Origin of the sequence: Mycobacterium sp. 141, assembly GCF_000382405.1 — a bacterium.
Classification (GTDB): Bacteria; Actinomycetota; Actinomycetes; order Mycobacteriales; family Mycobacteriaceae; genus Mycobacterium.
Window position 1 is genome coordinate 271,218 of the sequence record NZ_KB908258.1, and the last position, 20,712, is coordinate 291,929.

Genomic DNA, 20,712 nt, shown 5'->3' on the forward strand with positions numbered 1-20,712 from the left:
CTTCGGCCATCAGCGACCCCCCGCATCCGACCCCGGGGCCGACGCCCCGAAGATCTTGATGTAGATGAACGCGATGACGGCGACCGAGGCGAAGATCAACACGCTGATAGCCGAACCCAACCCGAGGTTGAAGGCCTTGAACAGGTTGTCGTAACCCAGGATCGACACCGAACCGGTGTTGTTCGCCCCACCGGTCAGCACATAGATGTTGTCGAAGATCCGGAATGCGTCGAGGGTACGGAACAACAACGCCACCAGGATGGCCGGTTTCATCAGGGGCAGAGTCACTTTGACCAGCCGCTGCCACGCACCCGCGCCGTCGACCTGGGCAGCGTTGAGCAGTTCCTGCGGCACCAGAGCCAGTCCGGCCAACAGCAGTAGCGCCATGAACGGTGTGGTCTTCCAGACCTCGGCCAGCACCACGATGGCCAGCGACGGCAGCTGTTCGGTCAACGGTGCGCTGCCGTCGGGCAGCAGGTTGGCCAGGTATCCGGTGCCCGGGGTCCACGCGTAGTACCAGCTGTAGGACGCCGCCACGGTGACTATGCCGTACGGGACCAGCACCGCGGTGCGCACCACGCCCTTGCCAAAAAGGGTGCGGTGCATGACGAGTGCCAGCGCCATGCCGAGCACGAACTCGATCGCCACCGATACCACCGTGATCCCCAGCGTCACGGCGAACGCCGTCCACCAGTACCGGTCGGTGAGGATGGTCAGGTAATTCTCCAACCCGACGAACGCGGTGTCGCCGGGAGCGGCCAGGTTGTACCGCTGCAGGCTCAGCCACACCGCGTACCCGATCGGATAGGCCGTGACCGCAAGCATCAGGATCACCGCGGGCGCGATGAGCGCGAAGGCCAGCCGGCTTTCCGATCGGCGGTCGTCGGTGCGGGCCACCGATGCGGTTGCGGTCGCCCGGGTCACGGGATCAGCCCCTTACCGTCGATAGCCTTCTGCACCTGCGTGGTCAACTCGTCGGCGGTCCGCTCCGGGTCGATCGCGGTGACCGGGGCCAGTGTCGCCGACATCCGTGTCGACACCGCCTGGTACACCGGGGTGGCCGGACGCACCGCGGCATCACGGAGCTGTTCCCGGATCACGGCGTACTGCGGGTACTTGGCCTGGAAGGCCGGGTCATCGTAAAGGGATTCCCGCACCGCGGGCAGCCCACCCTCGACCGACGTGTAACGCTGATTGTCGATGTTGCGCAAGCAGCGGATGGCTTCGAAAGCTTCGGCTTTGTGCTGGCTGGTGGCGGCCACTGCGAGGTTGAGGCCGCCGATGGTCACCTTCGCCGGTTCACCGTCGCGGACGGCCGGGTAGTTGGCGAAGCCGAAGACCTTCTTGCTGGCGTCGTAGGCCGCCTCGAATTGTTCGTCGTCGGGCGAGAAGGTGCCGAGGTCGTTGATGGCGCGTCTGAGGTCGGCCCGCTCGTCGAGCGGCAGGAACTTCACCCCGCCCTTGACCGCGTTCTCCAACAACGAAGGCAGGACGAACGGCCAGTTCACCTCGAGGGCGGCCTTGCCCTGCTCGAGCGCCAACCGGGCGGTGCCCTCGTCGGTCTGAGTCACCGACGGATCCGCACCGGGCGCAGTGGCGACGGACTTCATGATCTGCAACGCCTTCACAGTCGCAGCGCGATGCTCAGGGGTATCGGTGAGGGTCACGGTCTTACCGTCGTCGGAGAGCACCTGCCCGCCCGCGCTCGCGAGCAGCGTGTTGAACCACACCACCAAGCCCTCGTATTGCTTGGCTTGCACCGCGATCCAGCTCGGTTTCCCGGCTGCGTGCAGGCGCGTAGCCTCTGCCACCATGCCGTTCCAGGTGCTCGGCGGTTTGTCCATCAAATCGGCTCGGTACCACAGCAATTGGGTGTTGGTGGTGATCGGTGCGGCGTACAGCTTGCCCTGCCAGCGAGCGGTCTGCAGCGGGCCGGCCAGGGTGTTCTCGGTGGCATCCGACTCCGCCTTGCCCGCCGGATCGTCGGACAGCGGTACCGCCCAACCGGCTTCGGCGAATTCTGCGGTCCACACCACGTCGAGCGCCATCACGTCGAGCGACTTGTCGTTGCCCGTGAGCCGCCGGGCCAGCTGCAGCCGTTGGTCGTCAGCACCTTTCGGCAGGCTGACCTGTTTGATGGTGAACCGGCCGCCGAGTTCGGAGTTGCAGCGCTTGGCAACGGCCGTGAACGTGGCCATCTCGTTCGCCGGTGTGTAGTAGTTGATGACCACGCCGCCGCCGGACGTTCCACAGGCAGATACGGTCGTGGCCGCCGTCAACGCGGCAACTGCCGCAGCACACAGCCGCCGAGCGCGCACCGCTGGGCCTCCCGTCCAACTCCAGATCGCCGCCGGGGCGACTTCGGGCGGGAACCGCCCGCGCGCAAACCGTAGAGCCAATTACGCACGATGTGCAACACTTTCGACACACGCGCGTCGCAATCGTGATCTGGGAACTTTGCCACACTGCACGTCAGCGATGGCGCAGGGGGGCTCAGATCTTCAAGCGCGCCAGCAAATCCCGGCCTTGTTCGGCGCTCTGCGGATCGCACAACACGTCGTAGCGGCCGGCGACCAGCTGCATGGTCGAACTGAAATCTCTTGTGCCGCGAGCCATCGCGTACGGTATCGCCGACGTGATCAAGCCGAAGAACACACCGGCGACCAGACCCGTCAGCAATGCGCTCCACGGGTTGGGGCTGAAAAAGCCCAGGATCAGGCCGATGAACAGGCCCAACCAGGCGCCCGAAAGCACACCGCCGCCGAGCACCTTGGGCCAGCTCAACCGCCCGGTCACCCGTTCGACCTGCATGAGGTCGACGCCGACCAGAGTCACCTGCTGAACCGGGAACTGTTGGTCGGACAGATAGTCCACCGCGCGCTGCGCCTCGGCATAGGTCGGGTAGGAGCCGATCGGCCACCCCTTGGGCGGAGTGGGCAACGCACCGCGCAGCGGTGCGCCTGGTGTCGCACCGGCTGCCTGCCCGGATTGGAATGGGCTCGTCATCGATCTTCACTCTCCTGTCGTGCAGCGGCCGATCTGCCGACTGCTCTTGTTACAGCAACGTTCCCCGCCTGCAAAAGGTGCCTCGCAATGACGTGACCTCCGCCTTCTCAGCCGTGCGCTAGGTTGATCAGCATGACAAACCCGGACGGCTATGCAGGCGAAACGCCTCCACCGGAGCCCAGTGCCGTGCCGTCAGAACCGTCGTCGAGCGGCTATGAACCACCTCCGATCGAGCAATCCAAGGATCTGCCGCGGGCCGCCGAAGCGCAACCGTCTTATGAGGCGCCGCCGATCGATTACCCGTCGAGTTATCCCTCATATCCTGCACCTCCATATCCCACACCTCCGGAGCAACCGGCCGGCTACGGAGCGCCGTACCCGCCACCGCAGCCCTACGGGGCTGTACCCGGATATCCGCCGCCGAGCTATCCGCCGCCCGCCCCGTACGGCGCACCGGGGTTCGCGGGAGCGAACGGTTATCCGATCGCGGGTTACGGCGGCTACGGCGGACCCGCCCCGGGCACCAACAACAGCCTGGCCATCGGATCCCTGGTGGCCTCCGTGCTCGCGGTGCCGCTGATGTTCTTCTGCTTTAGCGGGTTCGCGGCGTCGATCGCGGGCGTCGTCATGGGCATCATCGCGCTCAACCAGATCAAGCAGTCCGGCCAGGGCGGCCGCAGCCTTGCCATCGCCGGAATCGCAGTGGGAATAGTGGTGCCGCTGCTGGCCATCGTGGTCTTCGTCATCATCGTCGCGGCCTCGCCAAGCTCCACCTATTGATTCAACTCGGCGGCTGAAACGGCTGGGCCTGCCGCGTCATCCCGGCCGCCCGGCCCTTACCCGCGACCACCAGCGCCATCTTGCGGCTGGCCTCGTCGATCATCTCGTCGCCGAGCATCACTGCTCCCCGCCCACCACCGGCCCCTGAGGTGTGCCACTCGTAGGCCTCGAGGATCAACTCGGCGTGATCGTAATCGGCCTGGCGCGGGCTGAAGATCTCGTTGCCCGCGTAGATCTGGTCCGGATGCAACACCCACTTGCCGTCATACCCCAGCGCCGCCGAACGGCCGGCGACCCGCCGGAACCCCTCGACATCACGCACCTTCACGTACGGTCCGTCGATTGCGTTCACACCCCGGGTGCGCGCGGCGATCAGGATCCGCATCATGACGTGGTGGTGGGCGTCGCCGATGTCGTAACCCTCCGGCTGCCCGCCGACCTCCAGGGTGCGCATGTTGAGGCTGGCCGCCATGTCACCGGGACCCAACACGAGTGCCTGCACCCGCGGGCCCGCCGCGATGGCGTCGACGTTGGTCAGGCCCTGCGCATTCTCTATTTGCGGTTCGATTCCGATGCGGCCGATGGGCAGGCCGTGCGTCTTCTCCAGCTGGGTCAGCAACAGATCCAGCCCTTGGACGTGTGCCACCTCGGTCACCTTGGGCAGCACGATCAGATCGAGAACGGCACCCGCGCGGGCCACCTCGGTGACCACCTCGATGACGTCGGCATGCGTCCACGGTGTCGTCCAGTCGTTGACCCGCACCCCCCGCAACTGTCCGGCCCAGCCGTCCTCGGCCAACGCCGCGGCCACCTGGGTGCGCGCCTGCACCTTGGCGTCGGGCGCGACGGCGTCCTCCAGGTCGAGGAACACCTCGTCGGCGGGCAGGCTTTTGGCCTTCTCGATCATCCTCGGGCTGCTGCCGGGAACGGACAGGCAGGTTCGACGGGGCCGATACAGGTTGTCCACGACCTCACTCTCTACCCTTTGACCCATGGCGGCGGTGAACAGGGTCTACGCAGCCCGGCTCGCGGGCATGGTCGTGCTGGGCCCCGACGGGGAGTCCATCGGCCGTGTCCGTGATGTGGTGATCAGCATCAGTATTGTGCGCCAGCAGCCCCGCGTTCTCGGGCTGGTGGTCGAATTGCTCACGCGGCGAAGAATTTTCGTGCCGATCCTGCGGGTGACCGCGATCGAGCCCGGCTCGGTGACCCTGGCCACGGGCAGCGTGTCGGTGCGGCGCTTCGCCCAGCGGCCCGGTGAGGTGCTGGTGCTCGGCCAGGTGCTGGACACCCGCGTCCGGGTGGACGATCCCGACCTCCCGCAGCTGGCCGGTATCGACGTCGTGGTAACCGATCTCGGCATTGAGCAGACTCGCACCAGAGACTGGATGGTCACCCGGGTCGCAGTGCGTCAGCAACGTCGACTGGGCCGGCGCAGCAACATTCACGTGGTGGACTGGCAGAACGTCCAAGGGCTCACCCCGTCCGGACTGGCGATGCCGGACCAGGGTGTCGCGTCGTTGCTGGAGCAGTTCGAGGGGCAGCGGCCCGTGGAGGTGGCCGAGGCGTTGCGCGAGCTACCCGCCAAGCGCCGCTACGAGCTGTTCCGCGCACTCGACGACGAACGTCTGGCGGACGTGCTGCAAGAGCTGCCCGAGGACGAACAGGCCCAGGTGCTGGGGCAACTCAACACCGAACGGGCGGCCGACGTACTCGAGGCGATGGACCCCGACGACGCCGCGGACCTCCTGGGCACGTTGACCCCGGCCGACGCCGAGGTGCTGCTGGGTCGCATGGACCCCGAGGACTCGGAGGATGTGCGACGGCTGCTGTCACACTCGCCGGACACCGCGGGCGGTTTGATGACCTCCGAACCGATCGTGCTGGCACCGGACACCACCGTGGCCGAGGCCCTGGCCCGAGTGCGCGACCCGGACCTGACGCCCGCGCTGGCGTCGCTGGTATTCGTCACCCGGCCGCCGACCGCCACCCCGACGGGCCACTACCTGGGCTGTGTACATCTGCAGCGGCTGCTGCGCGAGCCGCCGGCCGCGCTGGTCAGCGGCATCGTCGACACCGATCTGCCCAATCTCGGTCCCGAGGATCCGTTGGCCGTGGTCACCCGCTACTTCGCCGCGTACAACCTTGTGTGCGGTCCGGTCGTCGACGAGGAGAACCATCTGCTCGGCGCGGTATCGGTCGATGACGTGCTGGATCACCTGCTTCCTGACGACTGGCGTGAGAGCGAAGAACTCACCCTGCCGGTGACGGGCTCATGAGCGACCTGTCGGCGCGTCAGCGGCTGGACACACCGCGCACCACCCGCGGCTTCCGATTCCACGTCGACATCGAGGCGGTGGGCCGGTTCAGCGAGTCCATCGCACGTTTCCTGGGCACCGGGCGCTATCTGACCATCCAGACGATCATCGTCGTGGTCTGGATCGCGCTGAACCTGGTATCCATCAAGCTGCAGTGGGACCCGTACCCGTTCATCCTGCTCAACCTGGCATTTTCCACCCAAGCCGCCTATGCGGCCCCACTGATCCTGTTGGCGCAGAACCGGCAGGAGAACCGTGACCGGGTGGCGCTGGAAGAAGACCGGCGGCGAGCCGAACAGACCAAGGCCGACACCGAGTTCCTGGCCCGTGAGCTGGCGGCATTGCGCCTTGCGGTCGGCGAAGTGGCCACCCGCGACTATCTGCGTCGCGAATTGGAGGAACTTCACGAGGCGATCAACGGGTTGCAAAAGCGGGCTAAACGGAGCGGTCGATCCGGCAAAGCCGACGACTCGGAACAGGCCGCCAAATCGAGCGACGCCGATGTCAGTAAACGATTGTCACAACAGGAACAAAGAGACTAGGTATGGTGACCTGGTTCACATCTGTTTGTCGGCTGAAAACGACGTCAGGACGGGTTAGTGCGCATAGGGGGAGGTGCGGCTTTCATAGTCGCCGCTCGACGCCGACTTGATCGGCTGGCGCCTTCCGCTGCATCTTCCAGCCCTCGCATGCGCGCCATCCTGGGCGTTGCGGCACTGTCCCCCGTCATCCTCGCCGGCGTGGTCGGCGCGTCCGGGCCGATACCGGTCAGCAACGTCCTTGACGCCGCGGTCACCCCGCTCGCTGCCGTCGAACCCTCGCCCGACCAATCCGGCCCCGCGGTGATTGCCGCGGCGAAGGCGCCGACGATGTTCCACATCGCCGCCGCGACAACATCCGCTCCCCCACCTGCAATCGTGGTGAATTCCCCAGGAGCCCTTGGTATTCCGTCGATCGCACTGGCGGCGTACCGCAACGCCGATCGGATGATGGCAGCGGCTGTGCCCGGCTGCGGAGTCAGTTGGAACCTGTTGGCCGGTATCGGGCGGATCGAGTCCGGGCACGCCAACGGCGGTGCCACCGATGTCCGCGGAACCGCGGTGCGCCCGATCTACGGTCCCGCGCTGGACGGCACGCTGCCCGGCAACGAGATCATCGTGCAGAGCGCCCAGGCCGGCCGGATCACCTATGCCAGAGCCATGGGCCCCATGCAGTTCCTGCCCGGAACCTGGGCCAGGTTCGCCTCTGACGGAGACGGCGACGGCAAGGCCGATGTGCAGAACGTTTTCGACGCGTCGCTGGCCGCGGCGCGGTACCTGTGCGCCGGTGGGCTCAACCTGCGGAATTCATCACAGGTGATGACTGCGATCCTGCGTTACAACAACTCGGTCGCCTACGCCCAGAACGTCATGGGCTGGGCGGCGGCTTACGCCACCGGCGTGGTGCCGCTGAACCTGCCCCCGATCACCGGGACCATTCCGCCCATCGGCGACGCACATCTGGACAATCCCGAGGGTCTCGGCCCCGGGCTGCCGGTCAATGCCACAGGCCTGCCACCCGGCGATCCGATGGCGCTCATCCCGGTTCTCGGCGGCGGTGACACCGCGGCACGGTTGACAGGCGCTGACGTGCCCGGCTTCGCGCCAGGGCAGGTGCTCGGCCCGCTGCCCGGGCCTGCGCAGGCCCTCCCCGCTCCCACGCCGGCAGCCCCGCCGCCGTGGATACCGCCGTGGGAGCAGCCCCCGCCTCAGCCCACCTGCATGGTGTTCTGCCTGACCGACCACCAGCCGCCGCCACCGGCAGCCGCTCCGTCGCATGGACCCAGCGCTCCCCTGCCTGCCGCACCGCCGGGCGGTCCGATGCCGCCTGTGCTCGGTCCCGCGCCGGGGCCGGCCTGACGCCGGGATCGGCGCGTTTTAGGGCAGCCGTAGACTCAGCAGTGATGTCTGAATCTGCCACTGAGCTGCACACGGCGATCCGCGCTGCCTTGGCCAAGGTGATCGACCCCGAGCTGCGTCGTCCCATCACCGAAGTCGGCATGGTCAAGAACGTCACGGTCGAGCCCGACCATGGGGTGCACGTCGAGATCTACCTGACCACCGCGGCCTGCCCGAAGAAGACCGAGATCACCGATCGGGTCGCCAAGGCCGTCAGCGACGTTCCCGGCACCGGCGCGGTCAAAGTGAGTCTCGACGTCATGAACGACGAGCAGCGCGCCGAACTGCGCAAGCAACTCCGCGGCGATTCCCGCGAGCCGGTGATCCCGTTCGCCCAGTCCAGCTCGTTGACGCGCGTGTATGCCGTGGCCTCCGGTAAGGGTGGAGTCGGCAAGTCCAGTGTGACCGTCAATCTCGCCGCGGCAATGGCTGCCCGCGGCCTGTCGGTGGGGCTGCTCGACGCCGACATCTACGGGCACTCGGTACCCCGGATGATGGGCACCGCCGACCGGCCCACCCAGGTCGACTCGATGATCCTGCCGCCGGTTGCCCACGACGTGAAAGTCATCTCGATCGCGATGTTCACGCGGGGCAACACCCCCGTGGTGTGGCGTGGTCCCATGCTGCATCGCGCGCTGCAGCAGTTCCTGGCCGACGTGTACTGGGGCGATCTCGACGTGCTGCTGCTGGACCTGCCGCCCGGCACCGGCGATGTCGCGATCTCTGTGGCGCAGCTGATTCCCAGCGCGGAGATCCTCGTGGTGACCACACCCCAGGCGGCTGCGGCTGAGGTTGCCGAACGCGCCGGCGCGATCGCCGTGCAGACCCGTCAGCGCATCGCCGGCGTCGTGGAGAACATGGCCGGAATGGCACTGCCCGACGGCACCACCCTGCAGTTGTTCGGTGAGGGCGGGGGGCGTCAGGTGGCCGATTCGCTCACACGCACCGTGGGTGCCGACGTCCCGCTGCTGGGTCAGGTTCCCATCGATCCACTGCTGGTGTCCGCGGGCGACGACGGTGTCCCGCTGGTGTTGTCCGCGCCTGACTCACCGGCAGCGCAGGAACTGCGCAAAGTCGCCGATGCCCTCTCCAGCCGCAAACGCGGTCTGGCTGGCATGTCGCTCGGCCTGGATCCGGCCGGTCGCTGACCAGCGAGAACTTAGGTTCGGCCCTCGCTCAGGTGGCGTCGGGGTCGAACACCGTCCCGCTCGGCTTCTGCCGGGCCGGCACCTGCGGTGCGGGGGGCGATGCCGGCGGCAACGGCTCGTGTGCCTGCTTGTCGTCGAACTTCCCGGTGAGGAACGAGTCGTCACCGTCGAGCAGGTGTTTGGCGATGGCTGCGCGCGGCGTCATGCCCCGTAACTTCTGCAGTTCAGCCAAAGGTTGACGCAGGTCTTCGAACTCCGGGCCGAGGTCTTCACGCAGTTGGCTGGTGGCACCGCTGACGTAGTCACGGGCCTGGCGCAGCGCGCCTGAGGTCCAGCGAATCGCACCGGGGAGACGTTCCGGGCCGAGGATCACCAGGCCGGCGATCACCAGCACGAGCATCTCGCCCCACCCGATGTTGGCGAACACGATCTACTGCTTTTTCTGGTCGTCGCCGATAGGCGTGATCATGAGGGTGAGCGGACGACCTTCGCGGAGCACCTCGATGGGAACTTCCTGGCCGACGGTCAACTGGCGCACCGCGACCACGAACTCGTCACCGTCGGCAACCTTGCGGTCGCCGATCTTGACCACGACGTCGTTCTCCAGGATTCCGGCCTTCTCAGCGGGGCTGCCCGGGCTCACGTCGCTGACCTTGGCTCCCGACGCCACGCTGTTGCTCACCGAAACCGCGGTCAGCCCCAGCGACGGGTGCACGATCTTGCCGTCCTCGATCAGCTTCTCGGCGACCCGCTTGACCTCGTTGACCGGGATCGCGAAGCCGAGCCCACTGGCACTGTCGGACAAGGACTTTCCTGCGGTGTTGATCCCGATGACCTCGGAGTCCATGTTGATCAGCGGGCCACCGGAGTTGCCGTGGTTGATCGACGCGTCGGTCTGCACACCGTCGATCACGGTGTCGGTGTCAGAACCCTCGCCGGACAGCGGCACCGGCCGGTGCAACGCGCTGATGATGCCGTGCGTGACGGTGCTGCGCAGCCCGAGCGGGGCGCCTGCGGCGATCACTTCCTGACCGACCTGCAGCTTCTCCGAATCGCCCATGCGGGCCACGGTCAGGTGGTCGACATTGTCGACCTTGAGCACGGCGATGTCTGATTTGGGATCGCGGCCGATCAGCCGGGCGGGTACGACGGTGCCGTCATTGAACACGACGCTGAGCTGGTATTCGGCGGGTTTGGCGGCGGCGTCGGAGATCACGTGGTTGTTGGTGACGATGAAACCGGACTTGTCGATCACCACGCCGGAACCCTGGGAGCCGTCTGTCTTGCCCTTGGCCTCGATGGTGACCACCGAATCGGCCACCGCGGCGGCGACGGTCGCGAACCGGCCGGCGGGCTGCTCGGGGTTGTTGCCGGTCTCCAGCGTCACCTTCGAGGTGGTGAACGCCTGCACCGTCTCGGCCGTCATCCGGCCCACCACGCCGCCGAGCACGCCGACCAGCAGGGCGATCAGCCCGAGGGTCGCCAGTGCGATTATCGAGACCCGGCGGCCGAACAGCACATCGCGTAGGCCCAGCTTGGTGATCGGCTCGGCGCTGACGACCTGTGGCGTCGGTGGCCGCGCCGGGATGCCGAGGGCTACCGCGGCAGCCGGATCCCGCCAGGGGTCATCCGTCTCGTCGTCGCCGTCGGCGTCCCGCTCGGCCTCCAACGCGCCGGCGTCGGCAGGGTGGCGTTGCAGTGAGTATTCACCGGTGCGCCCGAACGCTTCGGCCAACACGGGATCGGGCGGCTGGTCTTTCGGTGTGTATTCGCCTTGGTCCTGATACTTCTCGGCGCCGAGAAAGGATCCGTCGACACCGACCGGTCGCCCGAATGCACGTTGCGATGCCGGGTCGACGGGCGGCCGCTGGACGGCACGGGGCGCCAAGCGGTCATTTTGGCCGGGCTGATCCTGGTTGGCCAACGGTGTACCACTCTCTAATCGGAGCGCCGCCGCGGCCAGATAGCCGGCGCGGGACACTAATCGCGTCTTGGTCTAGCCTACCGGCGCTTGCGCCGAGCCCGAGTCGGGTCGTCAGCAAACTCCCCTTGATCCGGCCACTCGGCGGATTGCTGCGGCGCATGGTGCGGTATCTGCGACAACATGCCCAACAACGTATGAGGAATAGAGATCGGACAGGAGTCCCGCAATGCCGCACGAGCCTGCCACTGAGCGTCCACCTCGGCCGCGCACTCGGGGCACAGGGAAATATGGTGCGCCGCCCGAAGGTGCGCAGTCATGCGAAGCTCGCCGTCCGCGAATGCCGCAATGGCCTCGGTCGACAGGTGCTCAGTGGACCCGAACTGGCGCGGCGCGCCCACCGGCGCATCGCTCTGGGAGGCAAACTGCGCAGGTAGCCAGGAGAATGCACGACGGAACACATGTCCCGGGTCGACCATCACCCAGCTCCTCTCGGGCACATTTAAACCTCACTAGTGAATGTAGCGCGAGACCCGGCCCGAGGCACTCCTGACTGGTCAGGCGGAGCGAGCAGTTTCCGGAGAGTGTTTGGCGAGGTAGTCGCGCAACGCCTGGCGTCCGCGGTGAATGCGGCTGCGGACAGTGCCCAGCTTGACGCCGAGCGTCGCGCCGATCTCCTCGTAAGACAGGCCTTCGATGTCGCACAACACCACGGCGGCACGGAACTCAGGAGCCAGCGAGTCCAGCGCGGCTTGCAAGTCGGCGCCCAGCCGCGAGTCGTGGTACATCTGCTCGGGGTTGGGGTCGTCGGCGGGCACGCGGTCGTAGTCCTCAGGCAGCGCTTCCATCCGGATCCGGCCGCGTCGCCGCACCATGTCCAGGAACAGGTTCGTGGTGATGCGGTGCAGCCAGCCTTCGAAGGTGCCGGGCTGATAATTCTGCAGCGACCGGAACACTCGAATGAAGGTTTCCTGAGTCAGATCCTCGGCATCGTGCTGATTGCCGGACAAGCGGTAGGCCAGCCGGTAGACCCGGTCGGCGTGTTGGCGCACCAACTCGTCCCAGGACGGCATGGCCGCCTGGTCACCGGTCGCGTCGAAGACGGCGGTGCCCGTCAGCTCGTCGGACGGCTGCACCCATTCCCCGTCGGTGAATTGCTCCAGATGGGACATCGACACCGGGGCGGGCTGAGATGTGGTGATCGACTGAGATGCGATGGTCGTCAGTTCCTCCTGCTCACAGACTTCAATGTCGCTAACACGCCGGGCGACGTCATTATTCCAAGCCTGCTCCGCTGAGTGCGGGGGGCGGCCGTGTTCCATGCGAGATACCGTTCCCCATGCCGGTGAGGTGGGTATATGAGCAAACTTAACTTTCCCTGAGAATCATTGCGATATGCGTCACAACCTGGGCAAACCAGTCGATTTTCGAGTGGAATCCCCCGACGCCGCGGGCGTGTCGCGACTGCCGCGATCGCGACTGGCCTACGCTGCGGGCATGGTCAGCTCCGACGAGACTCCGGGTCAGCCGCACCCCAGCCACGCCGAGGCGATCGTCACGCACGCCGAACGGTCGATTTCCGAGGACGCGATCGTGGCGGCCGCGCGCGAACGCGCGGTAGACATCGGCGCCGGGGCGGTCACACCGGCGGTCGGCGCGCTGTTGAGCGTGCTGGCGCGACTCACCGGCGGCCGAGCCGTGGTCGAGGTGGGCACCGGCGCCGGGGTCAGCGGCCTATGGCTGCTCTCGGGCATGCGTGACGACGGTGTGCTCACCACGATCGACGTCGAACCCGAGCATCTGCGGATCGCCAAGCAGGGATTCAGCGAGTCCGGCGTCGGGCCGGGCCGCACGCGCCTGATCAGCGGGCGTGCCCAGGACGTGCTGACGCGGCTCGCCGACGAGTCCTACGACCTGGTGTTCATCGACGCCGAGCCGGTCGACCAACCACAGTTCGTGACCGAAGGGGTCCGCCTGCTGCGTCCCGGCGGGGCCATCGTGGTGCACCGGGCCGCGCTCGGCGGACGTGCGGGCGACGCGACCGCTCGCGATGCCGAGGTGACGGCGGTACGCGAAGCGGCCCGGCTCATCGCCGAGGACGAGCGGCTCACCCCGGTGCTGATCCCGCTCGGCGACGGCCTGCTCGCCGCCGTGCGCGACTGAGTGTTCCCCGCACCCCTTTTCGCGAGCAGACAGCCAGGTACCGGACACGCCGCGTTTGGCGTACCGCCGTGTCTGCTCGCCATGGTTTGGCGACCTTGACGAATTCCTGACGTGCCACCCCTTGACGCTGCACTGAACGCGCGTTTAGCCTACTAAACATGCGTTCAGTACACGAAGATCGAACGACCACGGCGCGGATCCGCGACGCCGCGATCGACCAGTTCGGCCAACACGGCTTCAGTGTCGGCCTGCGCACCATCGCCGAGGCCGCCGGAGTCAGTGCAGCCTTGGTGATTCACCACTTCGGCTCCAAGGACGGCCTGCGCAAGTCCTGCGACGCCTACGTGACCGAGGTCATCCGCGACGCCAAGTCGGAGTCGATGCAGACCTCTGACCCGGCGAGTTGGCTTGCCCAGATGGCCGAGATCGAATCGTTCGCGCCCCTGGTCGCATATCTGGTGCGCAGCATGCAGTCCGGTAGCGACCTGGCGAAATCGTTCTGGCTGAAGATGGTCGAGAACGCCGAGCAGTATCTCGAGGAGGGCGTGCGCACCGGTGTCCTCAAGCCGAGCAGGGACCCCCGCGCACGCGCTCGCTACCTGGCGATCTGCGGCGGCGGCGCGTTCCTGCTCTACATCCAGATGCACGACAACCCAACCGATCTGCGCACAGTCCTGCACGACTACGGCGAGGAGATGGTGCTGCCGGCGCTGGAGATCTACACCAACGGACTGATGGCCGATTCCACCATGTACGACGCGTTCCTGGCCCAGCGCGAAAAGGGCATCCCGTTCAGCGGCGCCCAGACACCGGTGCCCCCAGAACCCCAAGGAGTGTGAGATGCACGCCGCCGCAATCGAAATCCAGGGCCTGTCAAAGTCTTTCGGCCGAACCAAAGCGCTCGATGGACTCAATCTGAGCGTGGCGCCCGGCGCCGTCACCGGATTCCTCGGCCCCAACGGCGCAGGCAAGTCCACCACGATCCGGGTACTGCTCGGCCTGCTCCGCGCCGACGGCGGAACCGTGCGACTGCTCGGCGGCGACCCGTGGCACGACGCCGTGGCGTTGCACCGCAGGATCGCCTATGTGCCCGGCGATGTCACGTTGTGGCCCAACCTCACCGGCATGCAGGTGATCGACTTTCTGACCGGTCTGCGCGGCAACAACATCGACACCCGCAGGCGCGATCAACTCATCGAGCGCTTCGAGCTGGATCCGCACAAGAAAGCCAGGACCTACTCCAAGGGCAACCGGCAGAAGGTGGCGATCGTTGCGGCCTTCAGCACCAACGCCGAACTCTACATCCTCGATGAACCCACCTCCGGTCTGGACCCGTTGATGGAGAAGGCTTTTCAGCAGTGCGTCAGCGAGGTCTCGGCTCTCGGCGCCGCGGTGCTGCTGTCGAGCCACATCCTCGCCGAGGTGGAGAAGCTGTGCGACAACGTGACCATCATCCGCGGCGGCCGCACAGTGCGGTCCGGCACGCTGAGCCAGCTGCGTCACCTCATGCAGACCACGGTCCAGGTGCGCACCAACACCGATGGCCAGGTACTGCAGCGCATACCGTACGTGCACGATTTCGCCGTCGCCGACGGCCATTACCGGTTCTCGGTCGACCGCTCCGATCTCGACAGAACCATGGTCGAACTGGCTGAGCTCGGCATCCGGGATCTCTCGGTGACACCGGCATCGCTGGAGGATCTGTTCCTGCGTGAGTACCAACGGGTGTCGTCATGACCACAGTGGTGCTCGACGAGCGGTCGTCGTTCGCCGGTACCGCCGAGCTGCTGCGGCTGGGGGTCCGCCGCGACCGCGTTCGCCTCAGCGTCTGGGTCGCCGTCCTGACGCTGATGATGGTGTACGCGCCCAACACCATCAAGTTCGCCTATCCCGAAGAGCAGCAGCGCTTGTCGCGCGTGGAACTGCTCAAGACGCCCGCCGGCACCATGTTCGGCGGACCGATGTTCGGTCACAACGAGACCGACCTCGGCGTGATGATGGCCAACGAGCTGATGCTCACGCTGATCATCGCGACCTCGATACTGGCCATCTCCACCGTGATTCGCCACACCCGGGCCGAGGAGGAAAGCGGCGCAGCCGAACTCGTAGCGTCCTCGGTGGTCGGCAGGCACGCCCGGACCTGCGCCGCGCTGGCGCTGATCGGCGCGGTCAACGCGGTGCTCGCGGTCACCATGACCGTGGCCATGGCCTCGACCGGTTTTGCTGTCGCCGACACCGCCGCGATGTGCGTGGGCATCACCGGGGTGGCGATGGTGTTCGGCGCGATCGCCGCCGTCACAGCACAGCTGTGGCGAGCCGCGCGTACCGCCACCGGGGCCGCAATGGGCACGTTGGCCCTGGCCGCACTGGTGCGCGGCGTCGGCGACGTCATCGACAACTCCGGCAGCGCACTGAGCTGGTTCTCCCCGATCGCGTGGGCCCAGCAGATGCGAGCATTCGTGGACCTGCGTTGGTGGCCGCTGGGCATGCTGGTGACGCTGACGGTAGCGCTCATGCTGCTGGCCGCGACGTTGGAGACCAGAAGGCAGTACGACGACGGCAATCTGCCGTCTACCGGCGAACATGCAGACGCACATCGGATTTCGGGACCGTTCCAACTGCACATGACCCTGCAGCGGGGTCCGACCGTCGGCTGGGGTATCGGGCTGTTCCTGGCCGGTTTGGCGTTCGGTTCGATGACGAAATCACTGCTGGACGCTGCGCGGACCAACGAGTTCATCGCCCGGGTACTGGCCGCCCAGGGCAACGACGGCGTCTACACCACCATGACGCAGTTCCTGGCCGCCGCGACATCGGCCTACGTGGTCTCGACCGTGCTGCGGATCTACGGGGACGAGCAGGCCGGCCTCGGTGAGGCGGTGCTGGCCGGCGCCGTGTCGCGATGGCGTTGGCTACTCGAGGCGGTGGCGTCAGCCGTGCTTGGCTCGGCCGTTTTGCTGCTGCTGGCCGGATTGGGCAACGGCCTGGGTGCCGGCATCGCGCTAGGTGAGCCCGCCACGATCGCCCGGTTGACGTTGGCCGGGTTGGGATTCGTGCCGGCCATGGCGGTGCTCGCCGCCGTCGCGGCCCTCGCAGTCGCTCTGCGTCGGCCCTGGATCGGTTGGCTGGCGGTCACTTTCGTCGTTGTCGCGCTCTACCTCGGGGCGCTGCTGCGGCTGCCCCGTTGGCTGCTCGATTTGTCCCCGGTCAGCCGGACGACCATACCCAGCCATGCTCCGCTTGCCGGGCTGGCTGTGATGATCATCGCCGCAACAACATTGGCTCTGCTAGCGGGCTGGATCTACCGCCGCCGCGACGCCGTGTAGCCGGGAGGACACCCCATGTACGTCGGCAACGTGATGGCATGCCGCTGGCGCTGGGTTCGTATTGGGCGCTGTTGGCGGTGTTCGTGACGTTGCCTGCGCTGGCGGCACGCATCACCGACGAGGAGAAGATGCTGCGCGCCGAACTCGACGGGTACGCCGCCTACACCGAGAAGGTGCGGTACCGGCTGATGCCTTACGTGTGGTGACGACGCGACAATGGCCCTTGACCAAGGCGCACCCCGCAGATGGCCGGGATCAGATCCAGACACCCTTGCCGACGGTGACTACCCCGCCGGCACTGACCGCGAAGCGCTCGCGGTCCTTCTCCAGGTCGATCCCCACCATCTCGCCCGGCCCCACGACAACGTTCTTGTCCAGGATCGCCTTGCGCACCACGGCGCCGCGCCCCAAGCGGGTTCCTGGCATCAGCACGCTGCCCTCGACGATCGCCCCGTCGTCGATCACCACGTTTGACGACACCACCGAATTGCGCACGGAGGCTGCAGAAATAATGCTCCCTGCACCGACCACCGACTCCTGCGCCGAGCCGCCGTTGACGAACTTGGCCGGAGCGAGGTTCTCCGATGCGCCACGGATCGGCCAGCGCTTGTTGTACAGGTTGAACACCGGGTGCACCGACACCAGATCCATGTGCGCGTCGTAGAACGCATCCAGGGTGCCCACATCACGCCAGTAGCCGTGGTCACGTTCGGTGGCCCCGGGTACCTCGTTGTTGTTGAAGTCGTACACCGCCGCCACGCCGTCGGACACCAGCCGGGGAATGATGTCACCGCCCATGTCATGGTCGGAGCCGTCCTCGTCGGCGTCGGCCCGGATGGCATCGATGAGCACTTTGGTGGTGAAGATGTAGTTGCCCATCGAGACGAAGGTCTGCTCCGGATCGTCCGGGGTACCCGGCGGATCTGCCGGCTTTTCGACGAATTCCCGGATTCGGCCGGAGTCGTCAGCGCCGATGCAGCCGAATGCGCTGGCCTCCGCGCGTGGCACTCGGATACCGGCAACCGTCGCCCCTGCTCCGCTCTCGATGTGAAATTGGAGCATCTGCTCCGGATCCATGCGGTACACGTGGTCGGCGCCGAAGATGATGATGTAGTCCGGGTCTTCGTCGTAGATCAGGTTCAGTGACTGATAGATCGCATCGGCAGATCCGGTGTACCACCGCGGCCCGAGCCGTTGCTGTGCGGGCACCGGGGTGATGTACTCGCCGGCCAGCCCGGACAACCGCCAGTTCTGGCTGATATGACGGTCGAGCGAATGCGACTTGTATTGCGTGAGAACACAGATGCGCAGAAAACGTGCGTTGACCAGATTCGACAGCACGAAGTCGATCAACCGATATGCACCGCCAAATGGAACCGCCGGCTTGGCCCGGTCCGCCGTCAACGGATACAGCCGCTTGCCCTCTCCGCCGGCCAGAACGACGCCCAGCACGTGTGGCAGCTCCTTCATGCTGCAAACCTATCCCGCAGACAAGCAGTGCTGCCAGCCATCGACGCCATTGGTGACCCGCTTGCACATCGCCCGTGATGAATATTTCTCAGTATCAGGTTGCCGACAATCCTGCGGTCTGGCGGACCAGCCGTTACGGTGCCACATATGCGGGTGGCCATGATGACTCGGGAATATCCACCCGAGGTGTACGGCGGTGCGGGAGTTCATGTCACGGAGCTCGTCGCTCAGCTACGTCAGTTGTGTGAAGTCGACGTGCACTGTATGGGTGCACCGCGTGAAGGCGCCATCGTGGCACAGCCCGATCCGGCGCTGCGGGGTGCCAACGCGGCACTGTCGACGCTGTCGGCGGACCTCAATATGGTCAACAGTGCCGAGCAGGCGACCGTGGTGCATTCGCACACCTGGTACACCGGCATGGCCGGGCATCTCACCGCGCTGCTCTACGGCATCCCCCACGTGCTCACGGCGCACTCGCTGGAACCGATGCGGCCATGGAAGGCCGAGCAGCTCGCCGGCGGCTACCGGATCTCATGCTGGGTGGAACGCACAGCCGTCGAGGCGGCCGATGCGGTGATCGCGGTGAGTTCCGGGATGCGCAAGGATGTCCTTCGCACGTATCCGGCGCTCGACCCGGCCCGAGTGCATGTGGTGCGCAACGGGATAGACACCGACGTCTGGTTTCCCGCTCCCCCGGCGCAGGAGCAGTCGGTGCTGGCCGAGCTCGGTGTCGACCCGACCCGACCGATCGTCGCGTTCGTCGGCCGCATCACCCGTCAAAAGGGCGTGGCGCATCTGGTCGCCGCGGCACACAAGTTCAGCCCGGACGTGCAGCTGGTGTTGTGTGCGGGAGCACCCGACACCCCGGAAATCGCTGCGGAGATCTCCGGGGCGGTAGCCGATCTGGCCCGCGCACGCACCGGCGTGTTCTGGGTGCAGGAAATGCTGCCGACCAACAAGATTCGCGAAATACTTTCCGCTGCAGTAGTTTTCGTGTGCCCGTCGGTCTATGAGCCGCTGGGCATCGTGAATCTGGAAGCGATGGCTTGCTCGACAGCGGTGGTGGCGTCGGACGTGGGCGGCATCCCCGAGGTGGTCGACGACGGACAGACCGGGCTACTGGTGCACTACGACGCGGCAGAACCAGCCGCTTTCGAGGCGAACCTGGCCGAGGCCGTCAACTCATTGGTGGCCGATCCCGAGCGAGCCGCCGGGTACGGGGTTGCCGGACGCGAACGGTGCATCCGGGAATTCTCGTGGGCTCACATCGCCGAGCAGACGTTGGAGATCTACCGCAAAGTGACGGCATAGAGATTCGGCGTGATCGGTTGCCTATGGGGCAATCGATCACGCCGACGCACTAACTGGTGACGCCCTTGAGTTCGTCGCCGAGAGCGGCCGCCTCGTCCGGGGTCAGCTCGACGACCAGGCGCCCCCCGCCCTCCAGCGGTACCCGCATCACGATGCCTCGCCCCTCTTTGGTTGCTTCCAGTGGACCGTCACCGGTCCGGGGCTTCATCGCCGCCATCGAGTGCTCCCTCCAAATGAGCCCGCCCACGCCAGTGGGTCGGGTCGGGGCCGGCACCGCCCACTCGTCGACGGCACCCGGCACTGAACTGCTACTGAACTACCCCTATTCTTCCCTATGCGCGTCGCTGGGTGTGCGAAGACCCGTCGGATGTCTGGCGGCGTGCCGTGTGGCGGACCACGGGAACCCAACAGGACGCGACATGGTCATCGACCATTCCAGTGGCTTGCATCAACGCGTACGCAGTCGTCGGCCCGACGAATTTGAAGCCGCGCCGCTTGAGTTCCTTGGCCATTGCCGTCGACTCCGGGGTTACCGCGGGCACCTGTGAGAGGTCAGCGGGCCGCGGGCGGGGCGGCGGAGCGAACGACCACAACAACTCTGCGAGGTCCACATCCAGTTCCGTCACGGCCTTGGCATTGGCGATGGTGGCCAGGATCTTGGCCCGGTTGCGCACGATGCCCGTATCGTCCATCAGCCGCTCGATGTCAGCGTCGGCGTAATCCGCGACCGTGGCGGGGTCGAAGTCATCGAACGCGCGGCGGAAGTTCTCGCGCTTTCGCAGGATCGTCAGCCAGGACAGACCGCTCTGGAACGCTTCGAGGCTGACCCGCTCGAACAGTGCCACGGGATCCCGCAATGGCTGGCCCCACTCGGTGTCGTGGTAGTCGCGGTACAGCGTGGCGCCCACAGCGCTGTCGACCGCCCAGCCGCAACGGGTGCGACCGTCGTCGGTCACGGTTCGTCCGACACGCGAATCTGGCCGGCGGTGGCCGATACCTCGGCATCGTCGCCCTCGGTATCGTCGGCAATCCCGTACGCCGCCCGCAAAGCGGCCAGCTCACCACGCAAGCCGTCGAGTTCCTGCCCCAACCGGTCGAGGACCCAGTCCACCTCGCTGGTCTTGTAGCCGCGCACTGCCTGGGCGAATCGCAGGGCATCCACGTCGGCGCTCGTGACGCCGGAGGCCGGCAGGACCGTCGCCGTCGTGCCACGCGGCAGCGGAGGCAACGTCTCGCCGCGGCCGAAGATCACGCTGCCCACCCCGAACAGCACGATGGCTACCAGTACCAGCACCACCAGGTACAGCAGAATCAATGTCACACCGTCGATAC

The 20,712-nt window shown here is 66.5% G+C and carries 22 protein-coding genes and 1 pseudogene; 11 read left to right on the forward strand and 12 right to left on the reverse strand.

The window, feature by feature from the left end; translation table 11 throughout:
* Positions 1–9 precede the first annotated feature (9 nt).
* The 3 genes from H276_RS0108500 to H276_RS0108510 form a co-directional block, all read right to left on the reverse strand.
* Complete coding sequence (locus H276_RS0108500; RefSeq protein ID WP_019970875.1) at positions 10–924, reverse strand: carbohydrate ABC transporter permease; 915 nt, start codon at positions 922–924, stop codon at positions 10–12.
* A complete protein-coding gene (locus H276_RS0108505; protein WP_026356729.1) occupies positions 921–2,318 on the reverse strand; it encodes an ABC transporter substrate-binding protein in 1,398 nt (465 codons plus the stop codon). Before H276_RS0108505 ends, H276_RS0108500 begins: the two co-directional genes overlap by 4 nt.
* A 175-nt stretch (positions 2,319–2,493) precedes the next feature.
* Entirely contained in the window at positions 2,494–3,006 is a 513-nt protein-coding gene (locus H276_RS0108510) for a general stress protein (RefSeq protein WP_019970877.1), read from the reverse strand.
* A 132-nt stretch (positions 3,007–3,138) separates the two neighbouring features.
* Here H276_RS0108510 and H276_RS0108515 point away from each other — a divergent pair, with 132 nt between their 5' ends.
* Positions 3,139–3,786, forward strand: a complete 648-nt coding sequence (locus H276_RS0108515) for a DUF4190 domain-containing protein (RefSeq protein WP_019970878.1) — start codon at positions 3,139–3,141, stop codon at positions 3,784–3,786.
* A gap of 1 nt (position 3,787) precedes the next feature.
* Here the strand turns inward: H276_RS0108515 and H276_RS0108520 are convergent, their stop codons facing one another.
* A complete protein-coding gene (locus tag H276_RS0108520; protein WP_155943001.1) occupies positions 3,788–4,753 on the reverse strand; it encodes a CoA ester lyase in 966 nt (321 codons plus the stop codon).
* Between the two features lie 25 nt (positions 4,754–4,778).
* On the opposite strand from H276_RS0108520, the gene H276_RS0108525 reads away from it, so the two are divergent.
* The 4 genes from H276_RS0108525 to H276_RS0108540 all read left to right on the forward strand — a co-directional run bounded on the left by H276_RS0108525 (position 4,779) and on the right by H276_RS0108540 (position 9,189).
* Positions 4,779–6,065: a magnesium transporter MgtE N-terminal domain-containing protein gene (locus H276_RS0108525; RefSeq protein ID WP_019970880.1), complete on the forward strand. Its 1,287-nt coding sequence runs from the start codon at positions 4,779–4,781 to the stop codon at positions 6,063–6,065.
* Positions 6,062–6,646 (forward strand): DUF1003 domain-containing protein, encoded by a 585-nt coding sequence (locus H276_RS0108530; RefSeq protein WP_019970881.1) that lies wholly within the window; start codon positions 6,062–6,064, stop codon positions 6,644–6,646. The genes H276_RS0108525 and H276_RS0108530 overlap by 4 nt, the downstream gene beginning before the upstream one ends.
* Before the next feature lie 147 nt (positions 6,647–6,793).
* Positions 6,794–8,002, forward strand: a complete 1,209-nt coding sequence (locus H276_RS0108535) for a lytic transglycosylase domain-containing protein (RefSeq protein ID WP_019970882.1) — start codon at positions 6,794–6,796, stop codon at positions 8,000–8,002.
* A gap of 44 nt (positions 8,003–8,046) precedes the next feature.
* The gene (locus H276_RS0108540; RefSeq protein WP_019970883.1) at positions 8,047–9,189 is read left to right on the forward strand and encodes an Mrp/NBP35 family ATP-binding protein; all 1,143 of its coding nucleotides are present in this window, start codon (positions 8,047–8,049) and stop codon (positions 9,187–9,189) included.
* Positions 9,190–9,217: 28 nt separating this feature from the next.
* On the opposite strand, the gene tatB is transcribed toward H276_RS0108540, so the two are convergent.
* From tatB to sigE, 4 genes are all read right to left on the reverse strand, one after another.
* A complete protein-coding gene (gene tatB / locus H276_RS0108545) occupies positions 9,218–9,616 on the reverse strand; it encodes a Sec-independent protein translocase protein TatB (RefSeq protein ID WP_019970884.1) in 399 nt (132 codons plus the stop codon).
* Between the two features lie 3 nt (positions 9,617–9,619).
* Positions 9,620–11,113 (reverse strand): S1C family serine protease, encoded by a 1,494-nt coding sequence (locus tag H276_RS0108550; RefSeq protein ID WP_026356730.1) that lies wholly within the window; start codon positions 11,111–11,113, stop codon positions 9,620–9,622.
* 77 nt (positions 11,114–11,190) lie between these two features.
* On the reverse strand, positions 11,191–11,589 hold the full coding sequence (gene rseA / locus H276_RS0108555; protein WP_026356731.1) for an anti-sigma E factor RseA: 399 nt from the start codon (positions 11,587–11,589) through the stop codon (positions 11,191–11,193).
* A gap of 78 nt (positions 11,590–11,667) precedes the next feature.
* Positions 11,668–12,432, reverse strand: coding sequence for an RNA polymerase sigma factor SigE (gene sigE, locus H276_RS0108560; RefSeq protein ID WP_026356732.1), 765 nt, complete (start codon positions 12,430–12,432; stop codon positions 11,668–11,670).
* 175 nt (positions 12,433–12,607) lie between these two features.
* Between sigE and H276_RS0108565 the strand changes: the two genes are divergently transcribed.
* The 5 genes and pseudogenes from H276_RS0108565 to H276_RS23955 form a co-directional block, all read left to right on the forward strand.
* On the forward strand, positions 12,608–13,273 hold the full coding sequence (locus H276_RS0108565) for an O-methyltransferase (RefSeq protein WP_051111403.1): 666 nt from the start codon (positions 12,608–12,610) through the stop codon (positions 13,271–13,273).
* 158 nt (positions 13,274–13,431) lie between these two features.
* Positions 13,432–14,112 (forward strand): TetR/AcrR family transcriptional regulator, encoded by a 681-nt coding sequence (locus tag H276_RS0108570; RefSeq protein ID WP_019970889.1) that lies wholly within the window; start codon positions 13,432–13,434, stop codon positions 14,110–14,112.
* Position 14,113: 1 nt separating this feature from the next.
* Complete coding sequence (locus H276_RS0108575) at positions 14,114–15,010, forward strand: ABC transporter ATP-binding protein (protein ID WP_019970890.1); 897 nt, start codon at positions 14,114–14,116, stop codon at positions 15,008–15,010.
* On the forward strand, positions 15,007–16,599 hold the full coding sequence (locus H276_RS0108580; protein ID WP_019970891.1) for an ABC transporter permease: 1,593 nt from the start codon (positions 15,007–15,009) through the stop codon (positions 16,597–16,599). Before H276_RS0108575 ends, H276_RS0108580 begins: the two co-directional genes overlap by 4 nt.
* Positions 16,600–16,634: 35 nt before the next feature.
* Positions 16,635–16,805 (forward strand): annotated as a pseudogene (locus tag H276_RS23955) (isoprenylcysteine carboxylmethyltransferase family protein); the annotation flags it as partial.
* Positions 16,806–16,854: 49 nt separating this feature from the next.
* Here the strand turns inward: H276_RS23955 and glgC are convergent.
* On the reverse strand, positions 16,855–18,069 hold the full coding sequence (glgC, locus tag H276_RS0108590; protein ID WP_019970893.1) for a glucose-1-phosphate adenylyltransferase: 1,215 nt from the start codon (positions 18,067–18,069) through the stop codon (positions 16,855–16,857).
* A gap of 147 nt (positions 18,070–18,216) precedes the next feature.
* Here glgC and glgA point away from each other — a divergent pair, with 147 nt between their 5' ends.
* On the forward strand, positions 18,217–19,380 hold the full coding sequence (glgA, locus tag H276_RS0108595; RefSeq protein WP_019970894.1) for a glycogen synthase: 1,164 nt from the start codon (positions 18,217–18,219) through the stop codon (positions 19,378–19,380).
* A gap of 49 nt (positions 19,381–19,429) precedes the next feature.
* Here glgA and H276_RS23960 read toward each other — a convergent pair whose 3' ends face one another.
* The 3 genes from H276_RS23960 to H276_RS0108610 all read right to left on the reverse strand — a co-directional run bounded on the left by H276_RS23960 (position 19,430) and on the right by H276_RS0108610 (position 20,701).
* Positions 19,430–19,597 (reverse strand): DUF3117 domain-containing protein, encoded by a 168-nt coding sequence (locus H276_RS23960; protein ID WP_003406247.1) that lies wholly within the window; start codon positions 19,595–19,597, stop codon positions 19,430–19,432.
* A 115-nt stretch (positions 19,598–19,712) separates the two neighbouring features.
* A complete protein-coding gene (locus tag H276_RS0108605; RefSeq protein ID WP_019970895.1) occupies positions 19,713–20,336 on the reverse strand; it encodes a DNA-3-methyladenine glycosylase I in 624 nt (207 codons plus the stop codon).
* A complete protein-coding gene (locus tag H276_RS0108610; protein ID WP_019970896.1) occupies positions 20,333–20,701 on the reverse strand; it encodes a DivIVA domain-containing protein in 369 nt (122 codons plus the stop codon). Before H276_RS0108610 ends, H276_RS0108605 begins: the two co-directional genes overlap by 4 nt.
* Positions 20,702–20,712 lie beyond the last annotated feature (11 nt).